General features: G+C 67.6%; 22 protein-coding genes and 9 tRNA genes. 8 read left to right on the plus strand and 23 right to left on the minus strand.

All coding sequences use genetic code 11. The features are described 5' to 3' along the window. Positions 1 to 226 precede the first annotated feature (226 nt). Positions 227 to 1,033, plus strand: a complete 807-nt coding sequence (locus tag QZW52_RS03290; RefSeq protein WP_293995247.1) for a mechanosensitive ion channel family protein — start codon at positions 227 to 229, stop codon at positions 1,031 to 1,033. On the opposite strand, the gene QZW52_RS03295 is transcribed toward QZW52_RS03290, so the two are convergent. Then, a complete protein-coding gene (locus tag QZW52_RS03295) occupies positions 969 to 1,397 on the minus strand; it encodes a methylglyoxal synthase (protein WP_293995250.1) in 429 nt (142 codons plus the stop codon). The two genes, QZW52_RS03290 and QZW52_RS03295, sit on opposite strands and share 65 nt — an antisense overlap. A gap of 456 nt (positions 1,398 to 1,853) precedes the next feature. On the opposite strand from QZW52_RS03295, the gene QZW52_RS03300 reads away from it, so the two are divergent. Beyond that, complete coding sequence (locus QZW52_RS03300) at positions 1,854 to 3,341, plus strand: DEAD/DEAH box helicase (protein WP_293995252.1); 1,488 nt, start codon at positions 1,854 to 1,856, stop codon at positions 3,339 to 3,341. A gap of 88 nt (positions 3,342 to 3,429) precedes the next feature. On the opposite strand, the gene QZW52_RS03305 is transcribed toward QZW52_RS03300, so the two are convergent. Continuing rightward, complete coding sequence (locus tag QZW52_RS03305) at positions 3,430 to 3,807, minus strand: hypothetical protein (RefSeq protein WP_293995254.1); 378 nt, start codon at positions 3,805 to 3,807, stop codon at positions 3,430 to 3,432. Between the two features lie 110 nt (positions 3,808 to 3,917). After that, entirely contained in the window at positions 3,918 to 4,559 is a 642-nt protein-coding gene (locus QZW52_RS03310; RefSeq protein ID WP_293995256.1) for a hypothetical protein, read from the minus strand. Positions 4,560 to 4,714: 155 nt separating this feature from the next. On the opposite strand from QZW52_RS03310, the gene QZW52_RS03315 reads away from it, so the two are divergent. Genes QZW52_RS03315 through QZW52_RS03340 form a run of 6 tightly spaced genes read left to right on the plus strand, consistent with a single transcriptional unit; the run spans position 4,715 to position 12,187 of the window. Beyond that, positions 4,715 to 5,407: a TetR/AcrR family transcriptional regulator gene (locus QZW52_RS03315; protein ID WP_293995258.1), complete on the plus strand. Its 693-nt coding sequence runs from the start codon at positions 4,715 to 4,717 to the stop codon at positions 5,405 to 5,407. Continuing rightward, a complete protein-coding gene (locus QZW52_RS03320) occupies positions 5,404 to 6,540 on the plus strand; it encodes an efflux RND transporter periplasmic adaptor subunit (protein ID WP_293995260.1) in 1,137 nt (378 codons plus the stop codon). The genes QZW52_RS03315 and QZW52_RS03320 overlap by 4 nt, the downstream gene beginning before the upstream one ends. 14 nt (positions 6,541 to 6,554) lie before the next feature. Beyond that, a complete protein-coding gene (locus QZW52_RS03325; protein ID WP_293995262.1) occupies positions 6,555 to 9,737 on the plus strand; it encodes an efflux RND transporter permease subunit in 3,183 nt (1,060 codons plus the stop codon). Between the two features lie 48 nt (positions 9,738 to 9,785). Further along, complete coding sequence (locus QZW52_RS03330; RefSeq protein ID WP_293995265.1) at positions 9,786 to 10,439, plus strand: protein-L-isoaspartate O-methyltransferase family protein; 654 nt, start codon at positions 9,786 to 9,788, stop codon at positions 10,437 to 10,439. 16 nt (positions 10,440 to 10,455) lie between these two features. Next, complete coding sequence (locus QZW52_RS03335; protein ID WP_293995268.1) at positions 10,456 to 10,797, plus strand: rhodanese-like domain-containing protein; 342 nt, start codon at positions 10,456 to 10,458, stop codon at positions 10,795 to 10,797. 46 nt (positions 10,798 to 10,843) lie between these two features. Further along, entirely contained in the window at positions 10,844 to 12,187 is a 1,344-nt protein-coding gene (locus tag QZW52_RS03340; RefSeq protein WP_293995271.1) for a TolC family outer membrane protein, read from the plus strand. Here the strand turns inward: QZW52_RS03340 and QZW52_RS03345 are convergent. The 20 genes from QZW52_RS03345 to trpF form a co-directional block, all read right to left on the minus strand. Beyond that, positions 12,162 to 13,436, minus strand: coding sequence for a 3-deoxy-D-manno-octulosonic acid transferase (locus tag QZW52_RS03345; protein WP_434738259.1), 1,275 nt, complete (start codon positions 13,434 to 13,436; stop codon positions 12,162 to 12,164). The genes QZW52_RS03340 and QZW52_RS03345 overlap by 26 nt on opposite strands. A gap of 59 nt (positions 13,437 to 13,495) precedes the next feature. After that, positions 13,496 to 14,890, minus strand: a complete 1,395-nt coding sequence (locus tag QZW52_RS03350) for a phosphomannomutase/phosphoglucomutase (RefSeq protein WP_293995277.1) — start codon at positions 14,888 to 14,890, stop codon at positions 13,496 to 13,498. Positions 14,891 to 15,018: 128 nt separating this feature from the next. Then, positions 15,019 to 15,095: transfer RNA gene (locus tag QZW52_RS03355), tRNA-Asp, on the minus strand. Positions 15,096 to 15,121: 26 nt separating this feature from the next. After that, a tRNA-Glu gene (locus QZW52_RS03360) sits at positions 15,122 to 15,197 on the minus strand. A gap of 43 nt (positions 15,198 to 15,240) precedes the next feature. Then, positions 15,241 to 15,317 (minus strand) — tRNA-Asp (locus QZW52_RS03365). A 4-nt stretch (positions 15,318 to 15,321) separates the two neighbouring features. Further along, positions 15,322 to 15,397: transfer RNA gene (locus tag QZW52_RS03370), tRNA-Glu, on the minus strand. A gap of 51 nt (positions 15,398 to 15,448) precedes the next feature. Next, a tRNA-Glu gene (locus QZW52_RS03375) sits at positions 15,449 to 15,524 on the minus strand. A 23-nt stretch (positions 15,525 to 15,547) separates the two neighbouring features. Further along, positions 15,548 to 15,623: transfer RNA gene (locus tag QZW52_RS03380), tRNA-Ala, on the minus strand. Between the two features lie 6 nt (positions 15,624 to 15,629). Next, positions 15,630 to 15,706, minus strand: a tRNA-Asp gene (locus QZW52_RS03385). A 4-nt stretch (positions 15,707 to 15,710) separates the two neighbouring features. Further along, positions 15,711 to 15,786 (minus strand) — tRNA-Glu (locus QZW52_RS03390). 42 nt (positions 15,787 to 15,828) lie between these two features. Further along, positions 15,829 to 15,904, minus strand: a tRNA-Ala gene (locus QZW52_RS03395). Positions 15,905 to 15,963: 59 nt separating this feature from the next. Then, the gene (gene gltX / locus QZW52_RS03400; protein WP_293995279.1) at positions 15,964 to 17,358 is read right to left on the minus strand and encodes a glutamate--tRNA ligase; all 1,395 of its coding nucleotides are present in this window, start codon (positions 17,356 to 17,358) and stop codon (positions 15,964 to 15,966) included. A 12-nt stretch (positions 17,359 to 17,370) separates the two neighbouring features. Continuing rightward, entirely contained in the window at positions 17,371 to 18,594 is a 1,224-nt protein-coding gene (locus tag QZW52_RS03405) for an O-succinylhomoserine sulfhydrylase (protein ID WP_293995282.1), read from the minus strand. Between the two features lie 2 nt (positions 18,595 to 18,596). Continuing rightward, positions 18,597 to 20,123 (minus strand): amidophosphoribosyltransferase, encoded by a 1,527-nt coding sequence (purF, locus tag QZW52_RS03410; RefSeq protein ID WP_293995285.1) that lies wholly within the window; start codon positions 20,121 to 20,123, stop codon positions 18,597 to 18,599. Between the two features lie 108 nt (positions 20,124 to 20,231). Then, complete coding sequence (locus tag QZW52_RS03415) at positions 20,232 to 20,768, minus strand: CvpA family protein (RefSeq protein ID WP_293995288.1); 537 nt, start codon at positions 20,766 to 20,768, stop codon at positions 20,232 to 20,234. 9 nt (positions 20,769 to 20,777) lie between these two features. After that, the gene (locus tag QZW52_RS03420) at positions 20,778 to 21,728 is read right to left on the minus strand and encodes an SPOR domain-containing protein (protein WP_293995290.1); all 951 of its coding nucleotides are present in this window, start codon (positions 21,726 to 21,728) and stop codon (positions 20,778 to 20,780) included. Between the two features lie 58 nt (positions 21,729 to 21,786). After that, positions 21,787 to 23,100, minus strand: coding sequence for a bifunctional tetrahydrofolate synthase/dihydrofolate synthase (gene folC, locus QZW52_RS03425; RefSeq protein ID WP_293995293.1), 1,314 nt, complete (start codon positions 23,098 to 23,100; stop codon positions 21,787 to 21,789). A gap of 76 nt (positions 23,101 to 23,176) precedes the next feature. Beyond that, on the minus strand, positions 23,177 to 24,049 hold the full coding sequence (gene accD / locus QZW52_RS03430; RefSeq protein WP_293995296.1) for an acetyl-CoA carboxylase, carboxyltransferase subunit beta: 873 nt from the start codon (positions 24,047 to 24,049) through the stop codon (positions 23,177 to 23,179). 115 nt (positions 24,050 to 24,164) lie between these two features. Then, a complete protein-coding gene (gene trpB / locus QZW52_RS03440; RefSeq protein ID WP_293995298.1) occupies positions 24,165 to 25,274 on the minus strand; it encodes a tryptophan synthase subunit beta in 1,110 nt (369 codons plus the stop codon). A gap of 17 nt (positions 25,275 to 25,291) precedes the next feature. Then, positions 25,292 to 25,414, minus strand: a 123-nt coding sequence (trpF, locus tag QZW52_RS03445; RefSeq protein WP_473964386.1) for a phosphoribosylanthranilate isomerase, incomplete at its 5' end; no start/stop codon positions are given.

A 25,414-nucleotide genomic window follows, 5' to 3' on the forward strand; every position in this document is an offset into this window, starting at 1 on the left:
GGCATACAGCGTGTGCGGAGTTGCGTGCCGAACCGCGCCCCCCGCTGTCCGTCGCACCGATCCGCGAACCGGTCGCGCAGTATGGACCTGCGAGGACCACACACGCCGACCCGCACACCAGAACGTGCCTAAGCAGTTTCCCCACCCCAAGCCGGTAGCATTAATTCCGGAATTCCTTCACAGTTGAGGCGTGCAATTTTGCACTTAGCGACTGAGGAATTCCGCGATGGACATGCAATCGATGCAGAACTTCCTGAGCACGACCGCTCTGGACCTGGGCATCAAGATCCTGGCAGCGATTGCCTTCTGGATCGTTGGTCGGTGGCTGATCGGCAAGGTCGTGGGGTTGATCCAGGCGGGCATGAACCGCAATTCGATCGACCCGACACTGACCAAGTACCTCGGATCGATCATCACGATCGCCCTGAACATCACCCTGGTGCTCGGCATCCTGGGCTACTTCGGCATCCAGACGACCTCGTTCGCGGCGATGCTGGCCGGCGCTGGTGTGGCAATCGGTGCAGCGTGGAGCGGCATGCTGGGCAACTTCGCGGCTGGCGCCTTCATGCTGGTGCTGCGGCCCTTCAAGGTCGGCGACTTCGTGAGCATCGGCGGCATGACCGGCACGGTCCACGAACTCGGCCTGTTCGCCACCACCATCATCACGCCCGACAACGTGATGACCCTGGTCGGCAACGGCAAGGTCTTCGGCGACACGGTGCAGAACTTCTCCGCGCTGCCCTCGCGCCGTGTCGAGCGCACCGCACAACTCGCGCAAGGCGTCGATGCCCTGGACGCCATCGCCCGCCTGAAGGCCGCGGTCGCCAAGATCCCGAACGTCGTCGCCAGCCCCGCGCCGGAAGTGAACCTGCTCGACTTCAAGCTCGAAGGCCCGGTGATCTCGGTGCGCCCATACACGCACACCGACCACTACTGGCAGGTGTATTTCGACACCAACGAAGCCATCATCAAGGTCTGCCAGGAGGCCGGCTGGCCGGTGCCGGCGGCCTACCACAAGGTGGTGCAAGGCTGAGGAGCAGGGGCCGTGCCGTGCTGAGGTTGGTCGCACACGGCACGTCATGCACGTCGCACGCCCGCACCAGGGCGTTGATGTCCGGCTCATGCGGCTGCGGCGTCATCGGGTCGCGCAGGAAAACCACCAGGTCGATCTCGCCCACCGCCAGCCGGGCACCGATCTGCAGATCCCCGCCCCACGGCCCGCTGAGCAGGCACTCCACCACCAGCCCCACCTCGCTGGCCAGGCGCGCACCTGTCGTTCCGGTCGCGCACAGGGTGCAGGCCGACAGCAGCCCGCTGAACTCGCGGGCGAGTGCCACCATGTCGTCCTTCTTGGCGTCATGGGCAATCAAGGCCACCCGGCAGGGCACAGCGTTCATGGCACGTCCTTCGTTCTGGGGTTGATCCGTCGGGTCGCCATCCTATCCAGCCGCGGTAACAAGTCGGGTTCTTTATTCATGATGCGGCGCAACATGGAATCCGGGAATACGCTACAATCGCCGCTGCTGTCTCTGACGCAACTGCCGCGAAGTGGTCATAACCCCACCTTGCATGGCAGCAACGACAACAGGCACAGCTGTTTCGTTCATCCCCTCTGACCTTCCTCTTTCCCCTCATCCCTCCGGCAGACCTTTTCGGTTCTGCGGGGCTGCAGGCGCGGTCGGCGGCGATGCTGTTCGACCCGGGCGGGCTTTTTCTCCACCCCTTGAAGCTGCGAGCGTGGCGCGTTGACGGATGACGCCCCATGGACGCTGGCCCGCCATTGCGTTGTCGCACGTGTTGTGCTGACTGCGCTAGCCTGAACGGCGCCCATCGACGGTGCCAGATGAGAACCCATGAGCTTTGATACCCTTGGCCTGAACGAAGTCCTGTTGAAGTCCCTGACCGATTCCGGTTACGAGACCCCGACCGAAGTCCAGGCACAAACCATTCCCGCCGCCCTCGCCGGCTCCGACCTGCGCGTGTGCTCCAACACCGGCAGCGGCAAGACGGCTGCCTTCGTCCTGCCCGCCCTGGAGCGTGTGCTGGCCGCCCGCGCCGACGCTGCTGCCCGCGGCATCAAGGGCTACCAGCCGAACAAGGGCCCGCGCGTCCTGATCCTGACCCCGACCCGCGAACTCGCGCTGCAAGTCTCCAAGGCCGCGATGACCTACGGTCGCCACGTCCAGGGCCTGCGCGTTGCCACCGTCGTCGGCGGCGTGCCTTACGGCGCCCAACTGGCTGCGCTGCGTGGCCAGCTCGACCTGCTGATCGCCACCCCGGGTCGCCTGATCGACCACCTCGACAGCGGCAAGGCCATCCTCGGCCAAGTCGAACTGCTGGTGCTCGACGAAGCCGACCGCATGCTGGACATGGGCTTCATCGAAGACATCGAGCGCATCGCCGAATCGCTGCCCGCCGAGCGCCAGACCGTCATGGTCAGCGCCACCTTCGCGGGTCAAGTCGGTCGTCTGGCCGACCAGATCCTCAAGGACGACGCCCAGCGCATCGAGATCGCCAACCACACCGACAACCACGCCAGCATCGAGCAGCAGCTCCTGTGGGCCGACAGCCTGGACCACAAGTCCGCGCTGCTGGAGCACATCCTGACCGACAAGGACATGCAGCAAGCGGTGATCTTCACCAGCACGCAGCGTGACGCCGACGATCTGGCTGCCCGCCTGTATGACCTCGGCCATGCCGTGGCCCCGCTGCACGGTGGCATGCCGCAAGGCCGCCGCACCCGCACGCTGATGGCCCTGCGCCGCGGCGAGCTGCGCATCCTGGTGGCCACCGATGTCGCTGCCCGCGGCATCGACGTGCCGACCATCAGCCACGTCATCAACTACGGTCTGCCCATGAAGGCCGAGGACTATGTCCACCGCATCGGCCGCACCGGCCGCGCTGGCCGCACCGGTCGCGCCATCACGCTGGCCGAGCGCCGTGACGTGTCGATGATCCGCCGCATCCAGCAGTTCACGACCCGCGCCATCCCGATCGGCATCATCGAAGGTCTGGAGCCGACCCGCCCCGCACCTGAAATGTTCCCGAACCGTGGCCCGGTGCGCGAAGGTGCCCGTCCGCCGTTCCGTGGCGCGCCGGGCCGTGGTGCGCCGGGTGGTGGCTACCGTGGTGCGAACCCTGGCTACGGTGCTCCGCGTCATGATGGCCCGCGCCCGGACAGCCGTTTCGACAGCCCGCGTGGTGGCGATGCCCCGCGTTTCGACAACGACCGTGGTGCGCCGCGCAGTGCCCCCCGTTTCGACAATGACCGTGGTGCCCCGCGCAGCGGCTTCGGTGCTGGCCGCCCGGCGATGCGCCCGCGCAGCAACGGTCCGCGCTGAGCGTTGACCTGATCCTGGTGGCGCAAGTCGCCAGGAAATGAAAAACCGGCCTCTTGCGGCCGGTTTTTTTTCGTCCCCAGCGACCGGCTCAGTGGTTGTGCCACTCGCCGCCACGCTGCTCCCAGCCGCGCTGGCCCCGTTCCCAGCGGTGCGGCTCCCACCGCTGACCCGGACGGCGTGGCTCCCAATGTCCGGGCATCCAGACATGGCGTCCACCCGACCAGTTCCAGAAACCGTCAATCCACAGATAACCGACAGCGGGCGGTGGTCCTGGTCGCTCCATGCGTACCGGCGGCGGCTCCACCACGACGACACCGCCGTCCTCGTGGCCTCGACCGCCCCCACCATGTCGGGAATACGGCGCCACCACACAGCCGGCCAGCCCGCTGCCGAGCGCCAGCAGGGTCAGCGTCAGGGTCAGCGCACGTCGCGCCGGAAAGGTCACCTTGGGTGTGATCGTGGTCATGGCGGTCGCAGCGCGCAGCGGCGCCGAAGTGGTCGAACAGATCCATGCAACGGGCCAGTCCTGGTCTGCGCTGACGTGCGGCCCGTTCAGTGCGGCATTCAGCGCGCACGTCAGGTGCCCTGGGCGCGCAGGGGTTCCAGCGTCACCATGACACCGCCCTCCGTCACCTTGAGCGCACCAGGCCGCAAGCCCATTCGGGCCGCCTGGTCGATGGCCGCCTGCTCGACCTTGTGGACCACCGTCCCTTCGAGAAGATCCTCGGCGAGCAGGCCACCCCAGCGGTTGACATTCGAGGCCAGCAGACTCGGCAGGCCATCGATGGCAATGTTTTCCCGGCGCACCCGGACGAGGCGGACGGTCGAATCGCCCGCGTCGAAGCGCAGGCCGCTGCTGAACACCAGGTTGCCCTTGAAGGTGCGCGCCGTCAGCATGCGCTCCTGCACCCCCAGGTCGAAGCCCAGCATCAACCGGTCTTCCGCCGGCAGCAGCTTCAGCTTCGGCGAAGCCAGCCGCACGTCGAAAATCTCCAGCACCCGGCGGTTGGCCGGAAAGCGTTCGGCGAGCGTGGCCAGGATCTGGCGTTCGCTCAGCGTGAACTCCCGCGGCCCGGTCGATGCACAGCCCGACAGCAGCGACCCCACCCCCGACACGCCACACACCCCCAGCAGGGCCACTCCGGCGCCACGGCACAGCAGTTGACGCCGCACGCCCGGCACCAGACCGCCATCGGCGGGGAACAATTCGAACGCCATCGCGGTACTCCTGGGTCTGGTCATGCGGACCATTCTAGGGAATCAGGTCTCCAGCCCGGCACCGATTGACCCCGCTCGCCGAGTGCGACTACATTACTGACCGGTTAGTCACTTAACGGGGTTCTTTCACCTTGACCACCAGCCCAGAGTCCTCCATGCCCGCGACCCACCAGCGGCGCAAGGCCGAACGTCCGCAAGAGCTGCTGGACGCGGCCCTGAGCCTGTTCGTGGAAAAGGGCTTTGCGGCCACCCGCGCCGACGAGGTGGCGACCCGCGCGGGGGTCTCCAAAGGCACGCTCTACCTGTACTACGCCAGCAAGGAAGAGCTGCTCAAGGCGGTCATCGCGCAGCGCCTGTCCAGCCAGATCGCCGAGGGTGCGCGGCAAGTGGCCGACCACCAGGGCAGTTGCGCCGACCTGCTGCGCAACGTGCTGTCCACCTGGTGGGAGAACGTCTTCGACAGCGACGCCTCGGGCGTCTTCAAGCTCATCATCACCGAGGTGCGCAACTTCCCCGAAATCGCGGAGTTCTACTTCCGCGAGGTGGTGGAGCCGGGCCAGCACCTGATTGGCAGCGTGGTGCAGCGCGGCATCGACCGGGGCGAGTTCCGCCCGGTGCCGGTGAACAGCGTGGTGCAGTCGCTGGTGCTGCCCATGGTGATGCTGTGTGTCCACAAGCATTCGCTGGGAGCGTGCAACGCCTGTGGCGTACCCGACGCGATGGTGGAGCCGCGCCTGTTCATCCGGCAGCACATTGACCTGCTGCTGGGCGGCCTGTGTGCCACGCCCTCGGCGGCCCCTTCCGCCACATCCACCGCCATCCCCTCAAGCCCCCAGGTCACACCATGAACCGCCCTGTCAAGATTGTGCTCGCCGTGCTCGCCGTCGCTGCCGTGGTGCTCGGTACGCGGCTGGTGCAGAGCCGCCAGGCCGAGACGGCCGCCACGGTCCCGACACCCGCGGCGGCAGCCTCCGCGCCCGCCGCGCTGGACCTGCGCGACAGCGATCTGGTCATTGCCGGCGCGGCCAATCTCGCGCGCACGGTGGCGCTGTCGGGGAGCGTCAAGGCCATCAGCACCGCCATCGTCAAGGCGAAGGTGGCCGGCGAGCTGCGCAGCCTCGGCCCGCGCGAGGGCGACACGGTGCGCGCCGGGCAGGTCGTCGGCGAGATCGACGCCACCGAGTTCGTGCTCCGCGTGAACCAGGCCGCGCAGCAGGCCGAAGCCGCCCGCGCCCAGGTGGACATCGCCCGGCGCCAGCTCGACAACAACCGCGCACTGGTCGAACAGGGCTACATCTCCGCCACTGCGCTCGACACCTCGGTGGCCAACCACGCCGCCGCGCAAGCCAGCCTGCAAGCCGCGCTGGCCGCCACCGAGCTGGCCCGCAAGGCGCAGGCCGACACCGTGCTCAAGTCGCCCATCGGCGGCACCGTCTCGCAGCGGCTGGCGCAACCGGGCGAGCGTGTGGCCGTGGACGCCCGCGTGCTGGAGGTGATCGACCTGAGCCGGCTGGAGCTGGAAGCCGCCCTGCCCGCGGCGGACGCCGGCCTGCTGCGCCCAGGGGCCACCGCCGAACTGGTGGTCGAAGGACTGCCCGACCCGATCCGCGCCCAGGTCGCGCGCCTGAACCCGACGACGCAGGCCGGCACCCGCGCCGTGCTGGTCTACCTGAGCGTGGAGCCGGTGCCGGGCCTGCGCGCCGGGCTGTTCGCGCGGGGCACGGTCACGCTGGAGCAGCGGCGGGTGCTGAGCCTGCCGCTGTCGGCGGTGCGGCTGGACGACGCCCTGCCCTACGTGGTGGTGCTGGACGGACAGGCACTGCGCCGGCGCACGGTGAAGACCGGCGGGCGCGGACGGGTGGCGGGCGCCGAGTCGGTCGAGATCACCGACGGGCTGCGCGAGGGGGACCGCGTGCTGCGCGGCAGCCTCGGCACCGTGCGCGACAACACCCCCGCCCGGCTCGTTGCCGCGGCACGCTGAGCGGAGACGCCCCCATGTGGTTCACCCGCGTCTCCATCGCCAACCCCGTGATGGCCACCATGGCCATGCTTGCGCTGGTCGTGCTGGGCCTGTTCTCGTACCAGCGGCTCAAGGTCGATCAGTTCCCCAACATCGAATTCCCGACCGTGGTGGTCAGCCTCGACTACCCCGGTGCCTCGGCCGAAATCGTGGAAACCGAGGTCACGCGCAAGGTCGAGGAGGCGCTCAACGCCATCGCCGGGGTCAGCCAGCTCTATTCGCGCAGCTACTCGGGCACCTCGGTGGTCATCGTCCAGTTCAGCCTGGACCTGGATGGCCGCAAGGTCGCCGACGATGTGCGCGAAAAGCTCGCCATCCTCAAGCCCCAGTTGCGCGAAGAGGTGAAGGAGCCGAAGGTCCAGCGTTTCGACCCCTCCAGCCGCCCGATCTGGACCATCGCCGTGCGGGCCACCGACCCGGCCAAGGTCAACGCGGTGCAGCTCTCGACCTGGGCCGACCAGACACTGCGCAAGCGGCTGGAGAACGCGCGCGGCGTTGGCTCGGTGGCGCTGGTCGGTGCGGTGCGGCGCGAGATCAACCTCTACCTTGACCCGCAGCGCCTTGACGCGGTGGGCGTCGGCGCGGACCAGGTGATGGCCGCCGTGAAGACCGAGAACCAGGATCTGCCGGCCGGCACGCTGCGCTCGGCCGACAGCGAGCGCGTGGTGCAGATCCGTGGGCGGGTACAGCGCCCGGACGACTTCGCCCAGCTCGTCGTCGCCCGGCGCGGCACCAGTCTGATCCGGCTGGGTCAGGTCGCCCGTGTCGTCGATGGACCGGAGGAACTCGACACGCTGGCGCTCTACAACGGTCAGCGCACGCTCGCAGTCGAAGTGCAGAAATCGCAGGGCGAGAACACCGTCGAGGTGGTGGACGGGCTGAACAAGGCGCTGGCTGCCGTGCAAGCGGCAGGGGAAGTGCCGGCCGGTGTCGAGATCAACGTGGTGCGCGACAGCGCGCGGCCGATCCGCGTTTCGGTCAACAACGTCCGCCAGACGCTGCTCGAAGGCGCGGCACTGACCATCCTGATCGTGTTCCTGTTCCTGAACTCCTGGCGTTCGACCGTCATCACCGGCCTGACGCTGCCGATCGCGCTCATCGGCACCTTCCTGTTCATGCAGCTCTTCGGCTTCTCGATCAACGTCATCACGATGATGGCGCTGAGCCTGTGCGTGGGCCTGCTGATCGACGACGCCATCGTCGTGCGCGAGAACATCGTGCGCCACGTCCAGATGGGCAAGTCCGCACACGACGCCGCGCTCGACGGCACCCTGGAAATCGGCCTCGCGGTGCTGGCGACCACGCTGTCCATCGTCGCGGTCTTCCTGCCGATCGGTTTCATGGGCGGGATCATCGGCAAGTTCTTCCACGAGTTCGGCATCACCATCGTGGCCGCCGTGCTGATCTCGATGTTCGTGAGCTTCACGCTCGATCCGATGCTCAGCTCCATCTGGCACGACCCGGCCATCCACACCGAAGGCGCGCCCTTCCAGCCCCGCACCGTCTATGACCACACGCTCGGCCGTGTCACGCACGCCGTCGATCGCCTCTCGCACGGGCTGGGCGAGGTCTACCAGTCGGCGCTGCGCTGGGCACTGCGGCACAAGCTCGCCACCCTGGGCATCGCGCTGGCCACGTTCGTCGCCAGCCTCGGATTGGTGAAGCTGCTGGGTTCGGAGTTCGTGCCCAAGGCCGACTACTCGGAGACCTTCGTCAGCTTCAACACCCCGGTCGGCTCCTCGCTGGAGACCACGGAAGCCAAGGCACGCGAGGTCGAGGCCATCGTGCGCGAGCGGCCCGAAGTGCGCTACACGCTGACGACGATCAACACCGGGCAGGCCCAGGGCAAGATCTACGCGCAGATCTACATCCGCCTCGTCGATCGCAAGGACCGCGCCCTCAACCAGGACCAGCTCACCGGCCCGCTGCGCGAACGGCTGGCGCGGGTACCGGGCATCACGGTGACGCACGTCGGCCTGCTCGACGCGGTGGGCGGCAACAAGCCCTTGCAGCTCTCGATCCAGGGCAGCGATCTGGCCGAGCTGCAGCGCCAGAGCGTGGCCATCGCCGAGCGGCTGCGCGCCATTCCCGGTCTGGTCGATCTGGACACCAGCGCCAAGCCGAACCAGCCGACAGTGGCGATCGAGGTGCGCCGGGACGTGGCGGCCGATCTGGGCTTGAGCGTGGGCAGCATCACCAGCAGCCTGCGCGCCCTGGTGGCGGGCCAGACAGTGGGCAACTGGCGTGCCAGCGACGACCTGAACATCGACGTGAAGGTCCGGCTGGCACCCGAGGCCCGCCGGGAGGCCCGCGATCTCCAGGCCCTGCCCCTGCTGGCGGGCAGCAACGCTGACGGCAGCCCGCGCACCGTCCGCCTGGGCCAGGTCGCCGACGTGCGCGCCGACAGCACCGCCAACCAGATCAACCGCCGCGACCTCCTGCGCGAGGTCGAGCTGACCGCCAACGTCTACGGGCGCTCGGCCGGCGAGGTCTCCGCCGACATCCGCCGCGTGCTCGACACGCAGCCACTGCCGCCGGGCGTGCGCTGGCGGTTCGGCGGATCGACCAAGGACATGGCGGAGAGTTTTGCCTACGCGGTGTCGGCGCTGGCGATGGGGGTGGTCTTCATCTACATGATCCTGGCGTCGCAGTTCCGCAGCTTCCTGCAGCCGATCGCGCTGATGAGTTCGCTGCCGATGACGCTGGTCGGCGTGGTGCTGACGTTGCTGGCCTTCCGCTCGACGATGAACCTGTTCTCGGTGATCGGCGTGGTGATGCTGATGGGGCTGGTGACGAAAAACGCCATCCTGCTGCTGGACTTCGCCATCCGCGCCCGCGCCGGTGACGTGACCGGCCAGCCGCTCGACCGCGAACACGCCCTGCTGCTGGCGGCCAAGGTGCGGCTGCGGCCGATCCTGATGACCACGCTGGCGATGATCTTCGGCATGGTGCCGCTGGCGTTCGCGCTGTCGGAAGGCTCGGAGCAGCGCGCCCCGATGGGACAGGCGGTCATCGGCGGCGTGATCACCTCGTCGGTGCTGACGCTGGTGGTGGTGCCGGTCATTTATTGCTACATGGACGATCTGGGGGCGTGGCTGAAGCGCCGATTTGCACCACAGACCGCAGATCAACCGATGCGCGACACCGCCAGCTCCTAAAATGACAGGTTTCGTTGCGCAAGACCCCAAGCTCCCGAGGAACCCAAGATGAACGTCGAACAGGCCCGTTTCAACATGATCGAGCAGCAGATCCGCCCGTGGGACGTGCTGGATCAGTCGGTGTTGGCGCTGCTGGCCATCGTCAAGCGCGAGGATTTCGTGCCGGCCGCCTACCGCAGCATCGCCTTCACGGACCTGGAGATCCCGCTGCCCGGCGGTCAGGTGATGCTGGCCCCGCGCCTGGAAGCCCGCCTGCTGCAGGAGCTGGAGCTGCACCGCCACGAGAAGGCGCTGGAGATCGGCACCGGTTCGGGTTTCATGGCCGCGCTGATGGCCCACAAGGCGCAGCAGGTCGTCACCTACGAAAAGCGCCCGGAACTCGCCGCGGTGGCCCGCGAGAACCTGCGCCACGCCGCGGTGATGAACGTCGAGGTCCGCCAGGGGGATGGCGTGAACGGTGACACCGGCCGTGGCCCGTGGGACGTGATCGTGCTGTCAGGGTCGGTGGCCGAGGTGCCAGAGAACCTGCTGCAGCAGCTCAAGGTCGGTGGCCGTCTGGTCGCCGTGGTGGGCAGCGAGCCGATGATGCGCGCGCTGCGTGTGCGCCGGGTCAGCGAGCGCCAGTTCACGACCGAAGTGCTGTTCGACACCGTGGCGCCGCGGCTCGAAGGCTTCGCGCAGCCCTCGGCCTTCCAGTTCTGAACCAGGATCCGCCGCCATGCAGCAACTCCGGGTCGATGCGGTCGCCGCACAGGTGCAGGCGTGGACTGCGCAGGGCCAGCACCCCGTGCTGCTGGACGTGCGCGAGCCATGGGAAATCGCCACGGCGCGGATAGTGCTGGAGGGCGCGGCATCGGTCACGATCCCGATGCAGCAAATTCCAGCCAGATGGGCTGAAATCGACCGAGATCAGCCCATCCTTGCGCTCTGCCACCACGGAGTGCGCAGCCAGCAGGTGGCGCTGTTCCTGGCGCAGCAGGGGTACACGTCGGTGTACAACGTCGCGGGGGGCATCGATGCGTGGTCCCGCCTGGTCGATGCGCGTGTGCCCATGTACTGAGTGCCAGTTCTAGCCAGTCAAGCCAGTTAAGTTCGAGGAAGCGTCCATGTCCGTGTTGAAACACCCCTTGTCGTCTGCGTCTGGTCTGGTGAGCGTTGCCGCTGCTGTCCTGGCGTGTCTGTCCGCGCCCGTGTCGGCCGAGAGCCTCAAGGAGGTCTACGAAGCCGCCAAGGCTTACGACGCGACCTATCTGGCTTCGCGCGCCGCCGCAGAGTCCAGCCGCTACAAGGCCGCCCAGGCGGACGCGCTGACACGCCCGACGGTCAGCCTCCAGGCGGGCGCGTCCTACGGTGGCACGGACACGCCGCTGTTCGGCGCCCGCTCGACCACCACCGGCTCGCTCGGCGTGGTGGCGGTGCAGCCGCTGTTCAACCGCCCCAACAGCTTCACCATCGGCAAGGCACGCAAGGCACTCGACATCGCGCAAGCCGATCTGGCGAGTGCCGAGCAGGATCTGGCGGTGCGCGTGGCGCAAGCCTACTTCGACGTGCTGGCCGCCCAGGACACGCTGTCCACGGCCCGGGCCTCCAAGACCGCGATCAGCGAACAGCTCGCCTCGGCCAAGCGCAATTTCGAGGTCGGCACCGCCACCATCACCGACACCCGCGAAGCCCAGGCCCGCTTCGATCTGGCCACCGCCCAGGAAATCGCCGCCGACAACGACGTGCGCACCCGCCGTCTGGCGCTTGACCAGATCGTCGGACGGCAGGGGCTGCAGCCGAACGGGTTGTCCATCCCGGTCGCGTTGCCGCTGCAGACCGAGCCGGTCGATGCCTGGGTGGACCGCACCGAGGACAGCCCCTCCGTGCGCAAGGCCCGCCTCGCCTACGACATCGCGAAGCTCGAAACCCAGCGCACCGACGCCGCACGCCTGCCCACCGTGGACCTGCAAGGCCAGCTCGGCGGGGCCAACAACCGTGGCACCGGCGCCAGTTCGTCCGGCGGCGTGGGCACGACGACCAACCACTCGGTCGGCGTGACGCTGAAGGTGCCGCTCTACACCGGCAGCGCCATCGAGAACCAGATCAAGGAAGCCGTTTCCCTGGAAGAGAAATCGCGCAACGAACTGGACGCTGCACGCCGCGCCGTCGCCCAGGCCACGCGCCAGGTCTACTACGGTGTGCAATCCGGCAATGCGCAGGTCAAGGCGCTCGAAGCGGCCGAAGCCTCCAGCAAGCTCGCGCTGGACGCCACCAAGCTCGGCTACAAGGTGGGCGTGCGGGTGAACCTGGACGTGCTGAACTCGCAGACGCAATTGTTCTCGACCCAGCGCGATCTGGCCAAGGCGCGTTATGACGTGCTGGTGAACAGCCTGAAGCTGCGCCAGGCCGCGGGTGTGCTGGCCGCGGGTGACATCGACGCTGTCAACGCGCTGTTGTCGACGAAATGAAGTGCCGCAGGGTGCGGGCCATGCGCGCTGCGGCGCCCTGGTCCCGCCCGGCATAGGACACGGCAGCGGCCGACGCCGCGGCACGCGCTGCGGGACGGTCAGCCAGCGCACATGCCGCCGCCACCGCCTCATCCAGGTCCGTACACCGCCAAGCAGCACCGGCAGCGACCGCCCCCTCGGCGGCTTGCTGGAAGTTGAAGGTGTGCGGCCCGAGGAACACGGGACACGCACAGGCCGCCGCCTCGATCAGGTTCTGACCCCCCAGTGGCGCAAAACTGCCGCCCAGCAGCGCCGCATCGGCGCAGGCGTAGTACGCCGGCATTTCGCCCATCGAGTCCCCGAGCCAGACCTGTGCCGCCCGTGCGACGGTGCCCGGTCCGGCCGCACCCCAGGTGCTGCGCCGCACGAGGGTCAGTCCAGCCTGCGTGACCTGCCGGGCCACTTCATCGAAACGCTGGGGGTGGCGCGGCACGAGCAGCAGCAAGGGCTGTGGCTGCGAAGTGGAGGTGGCGGCGCGGCGCTCCAGCAACGCACGCCAGGCATCCAGCAGCGGCGCATCCTCGCCCTCGCGCCAACTGGCGGCCAGCACCACCGGGCGCGACAGGCCCGCACTCCAGCTCTCGCCCACTGCCAGCAGCGCGGCAGAGGGATGCTGGTCGAACTTGAGGTTGCCCAGCACCTGCACATCGACCACCCCTGCCTGCCGCAGGCGCTGCGCGTCGGCCTCGGTCTGCGCCAGCGCCTGGGCCAGCGACTGCGCAGCGGGACGCAGCAGCGCATCCAGACACAGTGACCGGCGCAAGCTCTTCTCGGACAGCCGTGCATTCGCCAGCACGACCGGCACCCCGGCGCGCTGTGCAGCGTGCAGCAACTGCGGCCAGACTTCGGTTTCCATCAAGATACCCAGCGCCGGGCGGTGCCTGCGGAAAAACCGCCGCACCGCTCCCGGCGTGTCCAGCGGCAACCAGCACTGGTGGTCGCCAAGCTCCAGCAGGTGCTCCCCGGCCGCGCGTCCCGTGGCCGTCCCGTGTGTCAGCAGGATCGGCACCTCCGGCCACTGCAGGCGCAGCGCCCGCACCAGAGGCTCGGCAGCGCGCGTCTCGCCGAGCGACACCGCGTGCAGCCAGACAGCGCCCGGTGCGGTGGCAGGCCCGAAGCCCAGGCGCTCGGACACCGCCATGCCGTACAAGGGTTCACGCCGCGCCCGCCACCACAGCCTCAGCAGCAAGGCCGGCAGCAGCAAGCGCATCCCGGCGCCATAGGCCGCCAACGCCGCCCGCTGCCACAGCCGGTGGCCGGACACCGGGTTCAATGCGCGGAAGCCTGCACTTCGGCTTCGGGCATGACCTTGCGCAGCGCGGCCATGAAGTCGTGCTCGATGCGCGCCAGTGCTTCGGCGGTGTGGCCTTCGAAGCGCAGCACCAGCACCGGCGTGGTGTTGGACGCACGGATCAGGCCGAAGCCGTCCGCGTAGTCGCCGCGCAGGCCGTCGATGGTGCCGATCACGGCACCAGGGAAGTCGGCTTGCGCGATGAGCTGGTCCACGATGGCGTGCTGGTTGCCGGCGGGCACGGCGACGTTCAGCTCGGGCGTGCTGAAGCTGGTCGGCAGCGCCTTGAGCACCGCACTCGGGTCGGCGAAGCGCGACAGGATCTCCAGCAGGCGGCCAGCGGTGTACATCGCGTCGTCGAATCCGTACCAGCGTTCGCCGAAGAAGATGTGGCCGCTCATCTCACCGGCCAGCGGAGCACCGGTTTCGCGCAGCTTGGCCTTCATCAGCGAGTGGCCGGTCTTCCACATCATCGGCACACCGCCAGCAGCACGAATGCCCACCGGCAGACGCTGCGAGCATTTCACGTCGTAAATGATCAGGCCGTTGGGGTTGCGCGTCAGGATGTCCTGTGCGAACAGCAGCATCTGGCGATCCGGGAAGATGATTTCGCCGTCCTTCGTGACCAGACCCAGCCGGTCGCCGTCGCCGTCGAAGGCCAGGCCCAGTTCGAAATCGGTGGCGTGGACGACCTTGATCAGGTCGGCCAGGTTTTCCAGCTTGGAGGGATCCGGGTGGTGGTTCGGAAAATCACCATCGACACGGCTGTACAGCTCGACCACCTCGCAGCCCAACGCCTTGAGGATGCCGGGCGAGGAGGCGCCGGGAATGCCGTTGCCGGAATCGACCACGATCTTCATCGGGCGCGCCAGCTTGCAGTCGCCCGTGATGCGGGTGGTGTATTCGGGCAGGATGTCGTGTGTGGTGATGCCGCCCGGTGCTGCGGCCGTGGTGTAGGTCTCGGACTCCATGCGGGCACGCAACCCCTGGATCGTGTCGCCGTAGATGGCCACGCCGCCGAGCACCATCTTGAAGCCGTTGTAGTCCTTGGGGTTGTGGCTGCCCGTCACCTGGATGCCGCTGCGGCAGCCGATGTCCGCACGGGTGGCGGCCACGTAGTACAGCATCGGTGTCGTCACCGCACCCAGATCGATCACATCCAGACCGGTCGAGGCCAGACCGCGCATCAGGGCGGCACTCAGATCCGGGCCGGAAACACGCCCGTCGCGGCCCACCGCCACGGCGCGCTCGCCCAAGGCCAGTGCCTCGGTGCCGAACGCACGGCCCAGATGCTCGGCAAATTCAACGTCAAGCGCCTGGCCAACGATGCCGCGGATGTCATAAGCCTTGAAGGCGGAAGCAATCACTTGCATAAGAAAGAATCCTGGTTAGATAGAAACCCGCGCATTGTAGGCAGCAAGAGAATCGCAAGACAAAGACAAAATGCCCGTTCACCATGAATGAACGGGCATTTCAAAAAATTTGGATCTGGAATTGATGGTGGCGGAGTGGACGGGACTCGAACCCGCGACCCCCGGCGTGACAGGCCGGTATTCTAACCAACTGAACTACCACTCCGCAGCGGTACGAAACCATTTGAAACTTGGCGACTCCTAGGGGATTCGAACCCCTGTAACGACCGTGAAAGGGTCGTGTCCTAGGCCTCTAGACGAAGGAGTCAACAGGGATGACCCTAAAACCAAACCTTGATTCATGCAAAACATGGCGGAGTGGACGGGACTCGAACCCGCGACCCCCGGCGTGACAGGCCGGTATTCTAACCAACTGAACTACCACTCCGCAGTGGCGACTCCTAGGGGATTCGAACCCCTGTAACGACCGTGAAAGGGTCGTGTCCTAGGCCTCTAGACGAAGGAGTCCCCCCGGCGTGACAGGCCGGTATTCTAACCAACTGAACTACCACTCCGCAGTGGCGACTCCTAGGGGATTCGAACCCCTGTAACGACCGTGAAAGGGTCGTGTCCTAGGCCTCTAGACGAAGGAGTCAGTCAAACCATCAAAAAGGAATTTGGTGGAGGTAAGCGGGATCGAACCGCTGACCTCTTGCATGCCATGCAAGCGCTCTCCCAGCTGAGCTATACCCCCAAATGGTGGCGGAGTGGACGGGACTCGAACCCGCGACCCCCGGCGTGACAGGCCGGTATTCTAACCAACTGAACTACCACTCCGCAGTGGCGACTCCTAGGGGATTCGAACCCCTGTAACGACCGTGAAAGGGTCGTGTCCTAGGCCTCTAGACGAAGGAGTCTTCAAAACTGAAACTTGCCCGATGAACTCTGAAACGCTTTTATGGTGGAGGTAAGCGGGATCGAACCGCTGACCTCTTGCATGCCATGCAAGCGCTCTCCCAGCTGAGCTATACCCCCGACATTTGATTGCCTTCGGCGCTTCGTTGTTCAAGCGAGAACGTGATTATGAAATCAATTCAGATGACTTGCAAGCGTTTGAGCACAGTATTTTTATCGAACAGCGCCAGCACCGCCTCCACGGGGGGCGTCTGGGTCCGGGCGCAGACGAGCACCCGCAGCGGAATCGCCAGTTGCGGCATCTTCACCTTCAGCTCACCGATGGTGTTCTTGATCGCCTGCTGGATCGACGGGGCGTCCCAGCTCGGCAGCTCGGCCAGCCGATCGCGCAGCGCAACCAAGGCCGGACGCGACACGGCGTTCAGGTGCTGCGCCAGATCCGCCTCGCTCGGCTGCATGTCCACGAAGTAGGCCGACAGCCAGTCCGCGAGTTCGACCGTCGTGCTGCAGCGGTCCTTGAACAGCGCGCACATCGCCGCCAGCCGTGCGTCGGCCGGCACGCTCAGGCCACGGCTGGCGAACTGCGTGGACACCAGCCCCGCCAGCACCGCGTTGTCGCAGACCTTCATGTGCTGCGCGTTCACCCAGCGCAGCTTGGCCTCGTCGAACTGCGCAGCGCTGCGGCCGAGGTGGTCGAGGTTGAACCACGCGACCAGTTGCTCGCGGCTGAAGATCTCGTCATCGCCGTGGCTCCAGCCCAGCCGCGCCAGGTAGTTCACGACGCCGTCGGCCAGATAGCCCTCGTCGCGGTACTGCGTCACCGGCTTGGCCCCGTGGCGCTTGCTCATCTTCTCGCCCTGCTCGTTCAGCACGGTCGGCAAGTGGGCGTAGACCGGCGGCTCCACGCCTAGCGCCCGGAAAACGTGGATCTGGCGCGGCGTGTTGTTGACGTGGTCATCGCCGCGGATCACATGGGTGATGCGCATGTCGATGTCGTCCACCACGACGCAGAAGTTGTAGGTCGGCGTGCCGTCCGGCCGCGCAATGACCAGATCGTCCAGCTCGTCGTTGCTGATCTCGATGCGGCCCTTGACCTTGTCGTCCCAGACCACCGAACCACCCTGTGGCGTCTTGAAACGCAGCACCGGCTTCACACTCTCCGGCACCGGCGGCAGCACCTTGCCCGGCTCCGGCCGCCAGGTGCCGTCGTAGCGCGGCTTTTCCTTGTTCGCCATCTGCCGCTCGCGCAGCGCGTCCAGCTCGGCCATCGACATGTAGCAGGGGTAGACCCAGCCCTGCTCGACCAGTTGCGCCAGCACCGCCTTGTAGCGGTCCATGCGCTGCATCTGGTAGAACGGGCCTTCGTCGTGGTCCAGGCCGAGCCACTTCATGCCTTCGATGATCACGTCCACCGCGGCCTGCGACGACCGCTCGACATCGGTGTCCTCGATGCGCAGCACGAAGACACCGCCGGTGGCCCGCGCCCAGGCCCATGGGTACAGGGCCGAGCGGATGTTGCCGAGGTGGATGAAGCCCGTGGGCGACGGGGCAAAGCGGGTGCGTACTTGACTCATGGTGTGCTCAGATCAGTGACCGACCAGTGACAGGCCGCGCTGCAGGTCGTCGGTGATGTCGTCGACATGCTCCAGGCCGACCGCCAGACGGACCAGGCCCTGGCCGATGCCGGCGGCTTGGCGCTGGGCCTCGGTGAGGCGGCCGTGCGAGGTGGTGGCCGGGTGCGTGATGATGGACTTGGTGTCGCCCAGGTTGGTGGCGATGCTCAGCACGCGGGTGCTGTCGATGACCTGGAACGCCGCGGCACGCGCCGCTTCCGGCGTGTCAGCCCGGACATCGAAGGACACCACGGCGCCCCCCAGGCCGGACTGCTGCGCCATCGCCAGTGCGTGCTGCGGGTGCGAGGCCAGACCGGGGTAGTACACGCGCGCCACCGCCGGGTGCTGCTCCAGCCAGCGGGCCACCGCCAGCGTGGACTCGCTCTGCGCCTTCATGCGCAGGTACAGCGTTTCCATGCCCTTGAGCACGACCCAGGCGTTGAACGGCGCCAGCGTCATGCCGGCAGCGCGCATCGTCGCGCCGAACACGTCCACGATCAGCCGATTGGCACCGCACAGCGCACCCGCCATCACGCGACCCTGGCCGTCGAGGTACTTGGTGGCAGCGTGCATCACCAGGTCCGCGCCCAGCGCCAGCGGTCGCTGCAGCGCCGGCGTGCAGAAGGTGTTGTCCACCGTCAGCAGCGCCCCCGCCTCGTGCGCCAGATCGGCCAGCGCCCGGATGTCGCAGACCTCGGTGAGCGGGTTGGTCGGGGTCTCGGCGAACAGCAGCTTCGTCGTCGGCCGGATCGCGGCGCGCCACTCGGCGATGTCGGTCTGCGAGACGAAGCTGGTCTCGACACCGAACTTGCCGAACTCCTTGGCGAACAGGCCGATGGTCGAACCGAACACCGAACGCGAGCACACCACATGGTCACCCGCCTTCAGCAACCCCATGATGAGCAGCAGGATGGCGCTCATGCCGGTGGCGGTGGCGATGGCGCCTTCGGCCCCCTCCATCGCGGCCAGGCGCATCTCCAGGCTGCGCACCGTCGGGTTGCTGGTGCGCGCGTAGGTGAAGTCCTCCATGTTCGCGAAGCGCCGCGCCGAGGTTTCGGCATCGGGCTGAACGAACGTGCTGGTCAGGAACAGCGCCTCGGAGTTCTCGCCGTGCTGGCTGGGCGGCAGCGCGGTGCGCACGGCCAGCGTCTCGGGCCTCAGCCCTTCCGGCAGGCAGCGGTCGTCACGCACACCCATGGTCAATCCCCCCGGTTCGGCAGGGCCAGGCGGGAGCGGTCGGCCGCCGCGCCCTCCTCTTCCTGCGGTTGGCTGGCGCGCTGGGTCTTCATCGCCTCGAAATCGGCCGGACTCACGTCGCCAGTGATGTAGTGCCCATCGAAGCAGGACGCCTCCAGCCCCGCCAGCGACGGATTCAGCGACGACACCGCGCGCTTCATCGCGTCCACGTCCTGGTAGATCAGCGCATCGCAGCCGATGTAGTCGCGGATCTCGTCCATCGTGCGGCCATGGGCGATCAGCTCGGCCGAGGTCGGCATGTCGATGCCGTAGACGTTCGGGTAGCGCACCGGCGGCGCCGCCGAGGCCATGTAGACCTTGTTCGCGCCGGCCTCGCGGGCCATCTGCACGATCTCGCGCGAGGTGGTGCCGCGCACGATCGAGTCGTCCACCAGCAGCACGTTGCGGCCCTTGAACTCCATGCCGATCGCGTTGAGCTTCTGGCGCACGCTCTTCTTGCGCGTGGCCTGGCCCGGCATGATGAAGGTGCGGCCGACGTAGCGGTTCTTGACGAAGCCTTCGCGGTAGGGCTTGCCCAGGCGCTGCGCGAGCTGCATCGCCGAGGGCCGGCTCGACTCGGGAATCGGGATCACCACGTCGATGTCGGACGGCGGCATCGTGCTGACGACCCGCTGCGCCAGTGTCTCGCCCATGTTGAGGCGGGCGTGGTAGACCGAGATGCCGTCGATGACCGAGTCCGGGCGCGCCAGGTACACGAACTCGAACACGCACGGGTGCAGCGACGGCGACACCGCGCACTGCTGGCTGTGCAGCGCACCCTCCAGGGTGATGAACAGCGCCTCGCCCGGCGCCACGTCGCGCACGAGGTGGTAGCCGTTGCCTTCGAGGGCGACCGACTCGCTGGCCACCATCCACTCCGTGCCCTTGCCGGAGGCTTCTGCTGAACCGAGGCACAGCGGGCGGATGCCGTTCGGATCGCGGAACGCCACCAGTCCGTAGCCGGCGATCAGCGCCACCACGGCGTAGGAACCCTTGACGCGGCGGTGCACCGCGCTGACCGCCTTGAACACTTCCACGGGCGTGAGGGGCAGATCCTGCGCCGCTGCCTGCAGCTCGTGCGCGAAGACATTGATCAGCACCTCGGTGTCGCTCTCGGTGTTGAGGTGGCGGCGGTCGATGTCGATCAGCTCGGTCTTCAGCGCGTGGGCGTTGGTGATGTTGCCGTTGTGGACCAGCACCACGCCAAACGGCGCATTGACGTAGAAGGGCTGCGCCTCCTCCTCGCTGTAGGCGTTGCCGGCGGTCGGGTAGCGGACTTGACCGAGGCCAAGCGTGCCGGGCAGCGCGCGCATGTTGCGGGTGCGGAACACGTCGCGCACCATGCCGCGGGCCTTGTGCATGAAGAACTTGGTGCCCACGGCGGTGACGATGCCGGCCGCGTCCTGGCCCCGGTGCTGCAGCAAGAGCAGCGCGTCATAGATCAACTGGTTCACTGGTGACTTGGAAATCACACCGACGATGCCACACATCGCTCACTCCATCTTTTCAAGAAATTCCCAACGGACACCGGGCCGGATGGCGCGGTCATCCCCGTTTGTGCTGCGTGTATTGCGTGTCTTGCGTGTCTTCGTTGCAGCTCAGCCTGGTGCCGAGGGGCTCGGTTCCGGCTCGGGTGCCGCGCTCGGCAGTGGCCGCCAGTCGCCGGGCAGCCATGGGGCCAGCACCGCCTGAGCAGCCGTCAGCCAGCGCACCCCGTCCGACGCCTGCCAGGACGGCTGGCGCGCCATCGGCGTCAGGCCCAGCATCATCACCGCCACCAGCAGGATCAGCCCGCCGCGCAGCACGCCAAACGCTGCGCCCAGCAAGCGATCGAGCGGTGCCAGCGGCGTCGCGTGGATCACCTGCTGCAGCAGCCAGGTCAGCACGCGCCACGCGAGCAGCGTCGCGACGAAGGTGATCACCAGCCCGGACAGGCGGGCGATCTGGCCCCCTGGCTCGCCGATGTGCAAGGCCGCGGCCACGTCCAGCGCCCACGCCTGCGACAGCAGCCACGCCACCACCCAGCCCCCGAGCGACATCACCTCGCTGACCAGACCGCGCAACATCCCCGCGACCACCGACAGCGCCAGCACCGCCAACATCGCCAGATCGATCCACCCGAGGTCGGCGAGCATGGTCCGGCCTCAGAGCGGCAGCACCGCAGCGTTCAGCCCGGCCGCCTTGAGCTTCGCAGCGGCACGCAAGGCTTCTTCCTTGGAATTGAACGGTCCCAGACGCACCCGCGTCCGGGCCGAACCGGCGGCGGTCTCGACGTGCTGTTCATGCGAATCCAGCCCGATCTTGCCGATGCGGCGGCCCAGGTCACGGGCGGCCGCCGCTTCGGCGAACGAGCCGGACTGGATGACGTAACGGCGGGGCTTGTCGCTCTCGTCATCGGCATTGGCCTTGGCCTTCGCCAGCTTGGCCGCCTTGGCATCGCGGGCGTCCTTGTCCTTGCGGGCGGACGCACGGGCGTCCTGCGCCTCTTTGGCGTCCTTGGCTTTCTTGGCCGCCAACCGCACCTCGCGCGCCTTGTCAGCCCTGTCGGCTTCGCGGGCCTGCTCTGCCTGGCGCGCCTTCTCGGCCTTCAGTTTCTCGGCGCGGGCCTTGTCGGCTTTCAGCTTGGCGGCCGCCGCCCGTGCCATCGCCTCGGCCTTCGGGTCGGCCTTGGATTCGGTGATGATGGCCTCGTCGGCCGGTGGCTTGCGGGCCGTGCCCGGCAACACTGCTGCCGCCGCCACGACCGCCCCGGTCGTCGCCAGAGCCACCACCGATCCCGACGGCCGGCCCGAGGCGGTCGGCGCCGCGGAACCCGCCTGCCCCACCGCCGTGGGCGCCTTGACCGACACCGCCGCCGCACCCTCGCCACCGGCCAGACGGACCTGGAAGGACTGGTCCGCGGGACGCGGTGGCTTGTCGAAGAGCGCAGGCAACCCCAGCACCGCCCCGCCCACCAGCACCGCCGCGCCGATCAGCCGCCGGCGGGCACGGGTGCGCAGCGTCTCGACGGTCACGGGATCCTGGGGCGGCGGCGTGCGCTTGCGGGCCTCGGGAGCCGGGGTCTTCTTGCGCTGGAGGAAGGAAAACAAGCCCATCTGGTTCAGCCGTCAGGCCGCGTTGCTCGGGGTGGTGGGGATGGCGAAAGCGGGCGTGTCAGCCGACGTGTGCGGCGCCCAGGCGTGGCAGTCCGTGTTGCAAGACACCGCCGACGGTATGGAAAGATCCGAAAACGACGATTCTATCAGTGGGGTCCGCCCCCTTGAGCGCCGCGCCCAATGCCGCCTGCGGGTCGCTGTTGCAGTGCAGCACCGGTGCCGGCAGCGGCGCAGAACCGCTGGGCCGGGCCGCACGCGCCGCTGCGATGGCCGCTCGCAGCCCTTCGGCGGTGGCCGCGCGGGGCGTGGGCAGATCGCACAGGTGCCACACATCGACCAGCGACAGCAGCGGCCCGACCAGCCCGGCGATGTCCTTGTCCGCCATCGCGCCGAGCACGGCGTGGGTGCGCGGGAAGTAGCCCATCTGGTCGAGGTTCTGCGCCAGCACGGCCGAGGCATGCGGGTTGTGGGCGACATCGAGCACCAGCGTGGGCTGTCCGGGAACCACCTGGAAGCGCCCCGGCAATTCGACCAGCGCCAGCCCGTTGCGCACCGCCTGCGCCGGCACCGACAACCGCGGGCGCATGGCATCCAGCGCGGCCAGCACGCCCGAGGCGTTGAGCAGTTGGTTCGCGCCGCGCAGCGCCGGGTAGGCCATTGCGTTGTAGCGCCGTCCGCGCCCGCTCCAGCCCCACTGCTGGCGGTCGCCCGAATAGTTGAAGTCGCGGCCGAACAGCCACAGGTCCGCGCCCAACGCTTCGGCGTGTTCGATGACACTGCGCGGCGGCACCGGGTCGGACACGACCACCGGTCGGCCGGCCCGCATGATCCCGGCCTTTTCGCGGCCGATCGACTCGCGGTCGGGACCGAGGTAGTCCATGTGGTCGAGGTCGATGCTGGTGAGGATGGCGCAGTCGGCATCGATGATGTTCACCGCATCCAGCCGCCCGCCCAGGCCGACTTCGAGGACCACCACATCCAGCGGCTGCGCGGCCATGCAGTGCAGGATGGCCAGCGTCGTGAACTCGAAATACGTCAGTGACTCGTCACCCCGCGCCGCCTCGACCGCAGCGAAATGCGGCAGCAGCACCTCGGCCTGCACCACGTCGCCGTTCAGGCGCAGGCGCTCCTCGAAATGCACCAGGTGCGGCGAGCCGTAGACCGCCGTGCGGTAGCCGCCCTGCAGCAGGATGGCTTCGAGCATGGCGCAGGTCGAGCCTTTGCCGTTGGTGCCCGCCACGGTGAACACCGGCACATCGAACTGCAGGCCCATCCGCTCGCGCACGCGCTGCACCCGGTCGAGGCCGAGTTCGATGGTCACGGGGTGCAGACGCTCGCAGTGGGCGAGCCAGTCGGACAGGGTGTGGGGCATGGCGGTCACATCGACGTTGAAAAACCGAAGGGGCGTCTTGCGACGCCCCCAGGAGCACGGAGCGTGGCAGGTGGGCTCAGGACACCGCGTCGGCGCTCTGCCGCTGCAGCATCGCCAGCAGGCGGGCGACGGTCTGGCGCAGCTCGCGGCGGTCCACGATCATGTCCAGCGCGCCTTTCTCGATCAGGAACTCCGACCGCTGGAAGCCCTCCGGCAGCTTCTCGCGCACGGTGTTCTCGATCACGCGCGGGCCGGCGAAACCGATCAGCGCCTTGGGTTCGGCAATGACCACATCGCCCACGAAGGCGAACCCGGCCGAGACACCGCCCATCGTCGGGTCGGTCAGCACGCTGATGTAGGGCAGCTTCGCCTTGCCGAGGCGGGTCAGCGACGCATTGGTCTTGGCCATCTGCATCAGCGAGAGCAGCCCTTCCTGCATGCGCGCCCCACCCGTGGCGGTGAAGCAGACAAACGGCACTTTCTGCTCGATCGCCGTCTCGACCCCGCGCACGAAGCGTTCCCCGACCACGGAACCCATCGAGCCGCCCATGAAGTCGAACTCGAAGGCCGCGACGACCAGCGGAATGCTCAGCACCGAGCCGCCCATGACCACCAGCGCATCGGTCTCCCCGGTGGACTCCATCGCTTCCTTGAGGCGCTCGGGGTATTTCTTGCTGTCCTTGAACTTCAGCGCATCGACCGGCAGGACTTCCTGGCCGATCTCGTAGCGGCCTTCGTCGTCGAGGAAACCGTTCAGGCGGGCACGGGCATCGATGCGGTGGTGGTGACCACACTTCGGACAGACATTGAGGTTGCCCTCCAGGTCGGTCTTGTAGAGCACCGTCTCGCAGGACGCGCACTTGACCCACAAGCCTTCCGGCACCGTGCGGCGTTCGCTGGGTTTGGTCTGCTGGATCTTGGGGGGCAGCAGCTTGTCGAGCCAACTCATGCGCGTTCTCCTGGGGCGGTTGCGGGGGTGGTCTGGAGCGTGTCCAAGGCTGCGCGGATCTCGCGGAGGAAACCGGCGGCCACCGGCACCACCCGCTCGCGCGGCTCGTTCTCGATCAACTGGATGATACGTGGCTCGACTCCAGCGCCGGGATGATGCCCTCGGTGCGGCAGAGGTAGTGGAACGCCTCCAGGGCTTCCTTGTCCGTGATGCCGACGTACTCGGCGCGACCGATGTCCTTCAGATACGCATGTTCCGGGCCGACGCCGGGGTAGTCCAGACCCGCCGACACGGAGTGCGTCTCGGTGATCTGGCCGTTGGCGTCCTGCAGGATGTAGGTGCGGTTGCCGTGCAGCACGCCGGGCTTGCCCAGTTGCAGCGAGGCCGAGTGCTTGCCCGTGTCCATGCCCTCGCCCGCCGCCTCGACGCCGATCAGGCGCGTGCCCTCGTGCGGAATGTAGGGGTAGAAAATGCCCATGGCGTTGCTGCCGCCGCCCACGCAGGCGACCACCGCGTCCGGCTGCCGACCCGCAGGACCGCCCAGCTCGGCGATCATGTCCGGCATTTGCGTCAGGCATTCGGTACCGATGACGCTCTGGAAATCGCGCACCATCGCCGGATACGGGTGCGGGCCCGCCACCGTGCCGATGATGTAGAACGTGTTCTCGACGTTCGTCACCCAGTCGCGCATCGCCTCGTTGAGTGCGTCCTTCAGCGTCTTGCTGCCCGACTCGACCGGCACCACACGGGCGCCGAGCAGGTGCATCCGGTACACGTTCGGGCTTTGGCGCTTCACGTCCTCCGAACCCATGTAGACCACGCACTCCATGCCGTAGCGCGCACAGATCGTCGCGGTCGCCACGCCATGCTGGCCAGCGCCGGTTTCGGCGATCACGCGCGGCTTGCCCATGCGCTTGGCGAGCAGGGCCTGGCCGATGGTGTTGTTGACCTTGTGCGCGCCGGTGTGGTTCAAGTCCTCGCGCTTGAGGTAGATCTGCGCGCCGCCCATCTCGCGGCTCATGCGGTCGGCGTGGTAGACCGGGCTGGGGCGGCCGACAAAATGCTTCAGTTCGCGGCGGAATTCGGCGATGAACTGCGGGTCGTGGCGGTAGTGCTCATAGGCCCCGCGCAATTCGTCGAGCGCATGGCTGAGGGTTTCAGCGACAAAGCTGCCGCCGTAGACCCCGAAATGCCCACGGGCATCGGGTTGGTCGTAGGTAAACATCGTGACTCTCGGGAAATTCAGTATCCGCTGTCGGCGTCGGCCCGTCGGGCGTCGGCTTCGCGGACGGCTTCGCAGAATTGGCGCATCAGCACGGCGTCCTTGACACCCTTGCCGACTTCAACGCCGGAACTCACGTCCAC

The sequence above is a fragment of the Sphaerotilus sp. genome (assembly GCF_013299175.1).
Lineage (GTDB): Bacteria > Pseudomonadota > Gammaproteobacteria > Burkholderiales > Burkholderiaceae_C > Sphaerotilus.

Excerpts from the sequence above, each read along its gene's own strand:
- QZW52_RS03350 (WP_293995277.1), bottom strand. The coding sequence starts at position 14,890 with ATGCAAGTGATTGCTTCCGCCTTCAAGGCTTATGACATCCGCGGCATC.
- QZW52_RS03415 (WP_293995288.1), bottom strand. The coding sequence starts at position 20,768 with ATGCTCGCCGACCTCGGGTGGATCGATCTGGCGATGTTGGCGGTGCTG.
- gltX (WP_293995279.1), bottom strand. The coding sequence starts at position 17,358 with ATGAGTCAAGTACGCACCCGCTTTGCCCCGTCGCCCACGGGCTTCATC.
- folC (WP_293995293.1), bottom strand. The coding sequence starts at position 23,100 with ATGCCCCACACCCTGTCCGACTGGCTCGCCCACTGCGAGCGTCTGCAC.
- QZW52_RS03325 (WP_293995262.1), top strand. The coding sequence starts at position 6,555 with ATGTGGTTCACCCGCGTCTCCATCGCCAACCCCGTGATGGCCACCATG.
- QZW52_RS03335 (WP_293995268.1), top strand. The coding sequence starts at position 10,456 with ATGCAGCAACTCCGGGTCGATGCGGTCGCCGCACAGGTGCAGGCGTGG.
- QZW52_RS03405 (WP_293995282.1), bottom strand. The coding sequence starts at position 18,594 with ATGGGTGTGCGTGACGACCGCTGCCTGCCGGAAGGGCTGAGGCCCGAG.
- QZW52_RS03345 (WP_434738259.1), bottom strand. The coding sequence starts at position 13,436 with ATGCGCTTGCTGCTGCCGGCCTTGCTGCTGAGGCTGTGGTGGCGGGCG.
- accD (WP_293995296.1), bottom strand. The coding sequence starts at position 24,049 with ATGAGTTGGCTCGACAAGCTGCTGCCCCCCAAGATCCAGCAGACCAAA.
- QZW52_RS03305 (WP_293995254.1), bottom strand. The coding sequence starts at position 3,807 with ATGACCACGATCACACCCAAGGTGACCTTTCCGGCGCGACGTGCGCTG.
- QZW52_RS03340 (WP_293995271.1), top strand. The coding sequence starts at position 10,844 with ATGTCCGTGTTGAAACACCCCTTGTCGTCTGCGTCTGGTCTGGTGAGC.
- QZW52_RS03290 (WP_293995247.1), top strand. The coding sequence starts at position 227 with ATGGACATGCAATCGATGCAGAACTTCCTGAGCACGACCGCTCTGGAC.
- QZW52_RS03315 (WP_293995258.1), top strand. The coding sequence starts at position 4,715 with ATGCCCGCGACCCACCAGCGGCGCAAGGCCGAACGTCCGCAAGAGCTG.
- QZW52_RS03310 (WP_293995256.1), bottom strand. The coding sequence starts at position 4,559 with ATGGCGTTCGAATTGTTCCCCGCCGATGGCGGTCTGGTGCCGGGCGTG.
- QZW52_RS03330 (WP_293995265.1), top strand. The coding sequence starts at position 9,786 with ATGAACGTCGAACAGGCCCGTTTCAACATGATCGAGCAGCAGATCCGC.
- QZW52_RS03420 (WP_293995290.1), bottom strand. The coding sequence starts at position 21,728 with ATGGGCTTGTTTTCCTTCCTCCAGCGCAAGAAGACCCCGGCTCCCGAG.
- purF (WP_293995285.1), bottom strand. The coding sequence starts at position 20,123 with ATGTGTGGCATCGTCGGTGTGATTTCCAAGTCACCAGTGAACCAGTTG.
- QZW52_RS03300 (WP_293995252.1), top strand. The coding sequence starts at position 1,854 with ATGAGCTTTGATACCCTTGGCCTGAACGAAGTCCTGTTGAAGTCCCTG.
- QZW52_RS03295 (WP_293995250.1), bottom strand. The coding sequence starts at position 1,397 with ATGAACGCTGTGCCCTGCCGGGTGGCCTTGATTGCCCATGACGCCAAG.
- QZW52_RS03320 (WP_293995260.1), top strand. The coding sequence starts at position 5,404 with ATGAACCGCCCTGTCAAGATTGTGCTCGCCGTGCTCGCCGTCGCTGCC.
- trpB (WP_293995298.1), bottom strand. The coding sequence starts at position 25,274 with ATGTTTACCTACGACCAACCCGATGCCCGTGGGCATTTCGGGGTCTAC.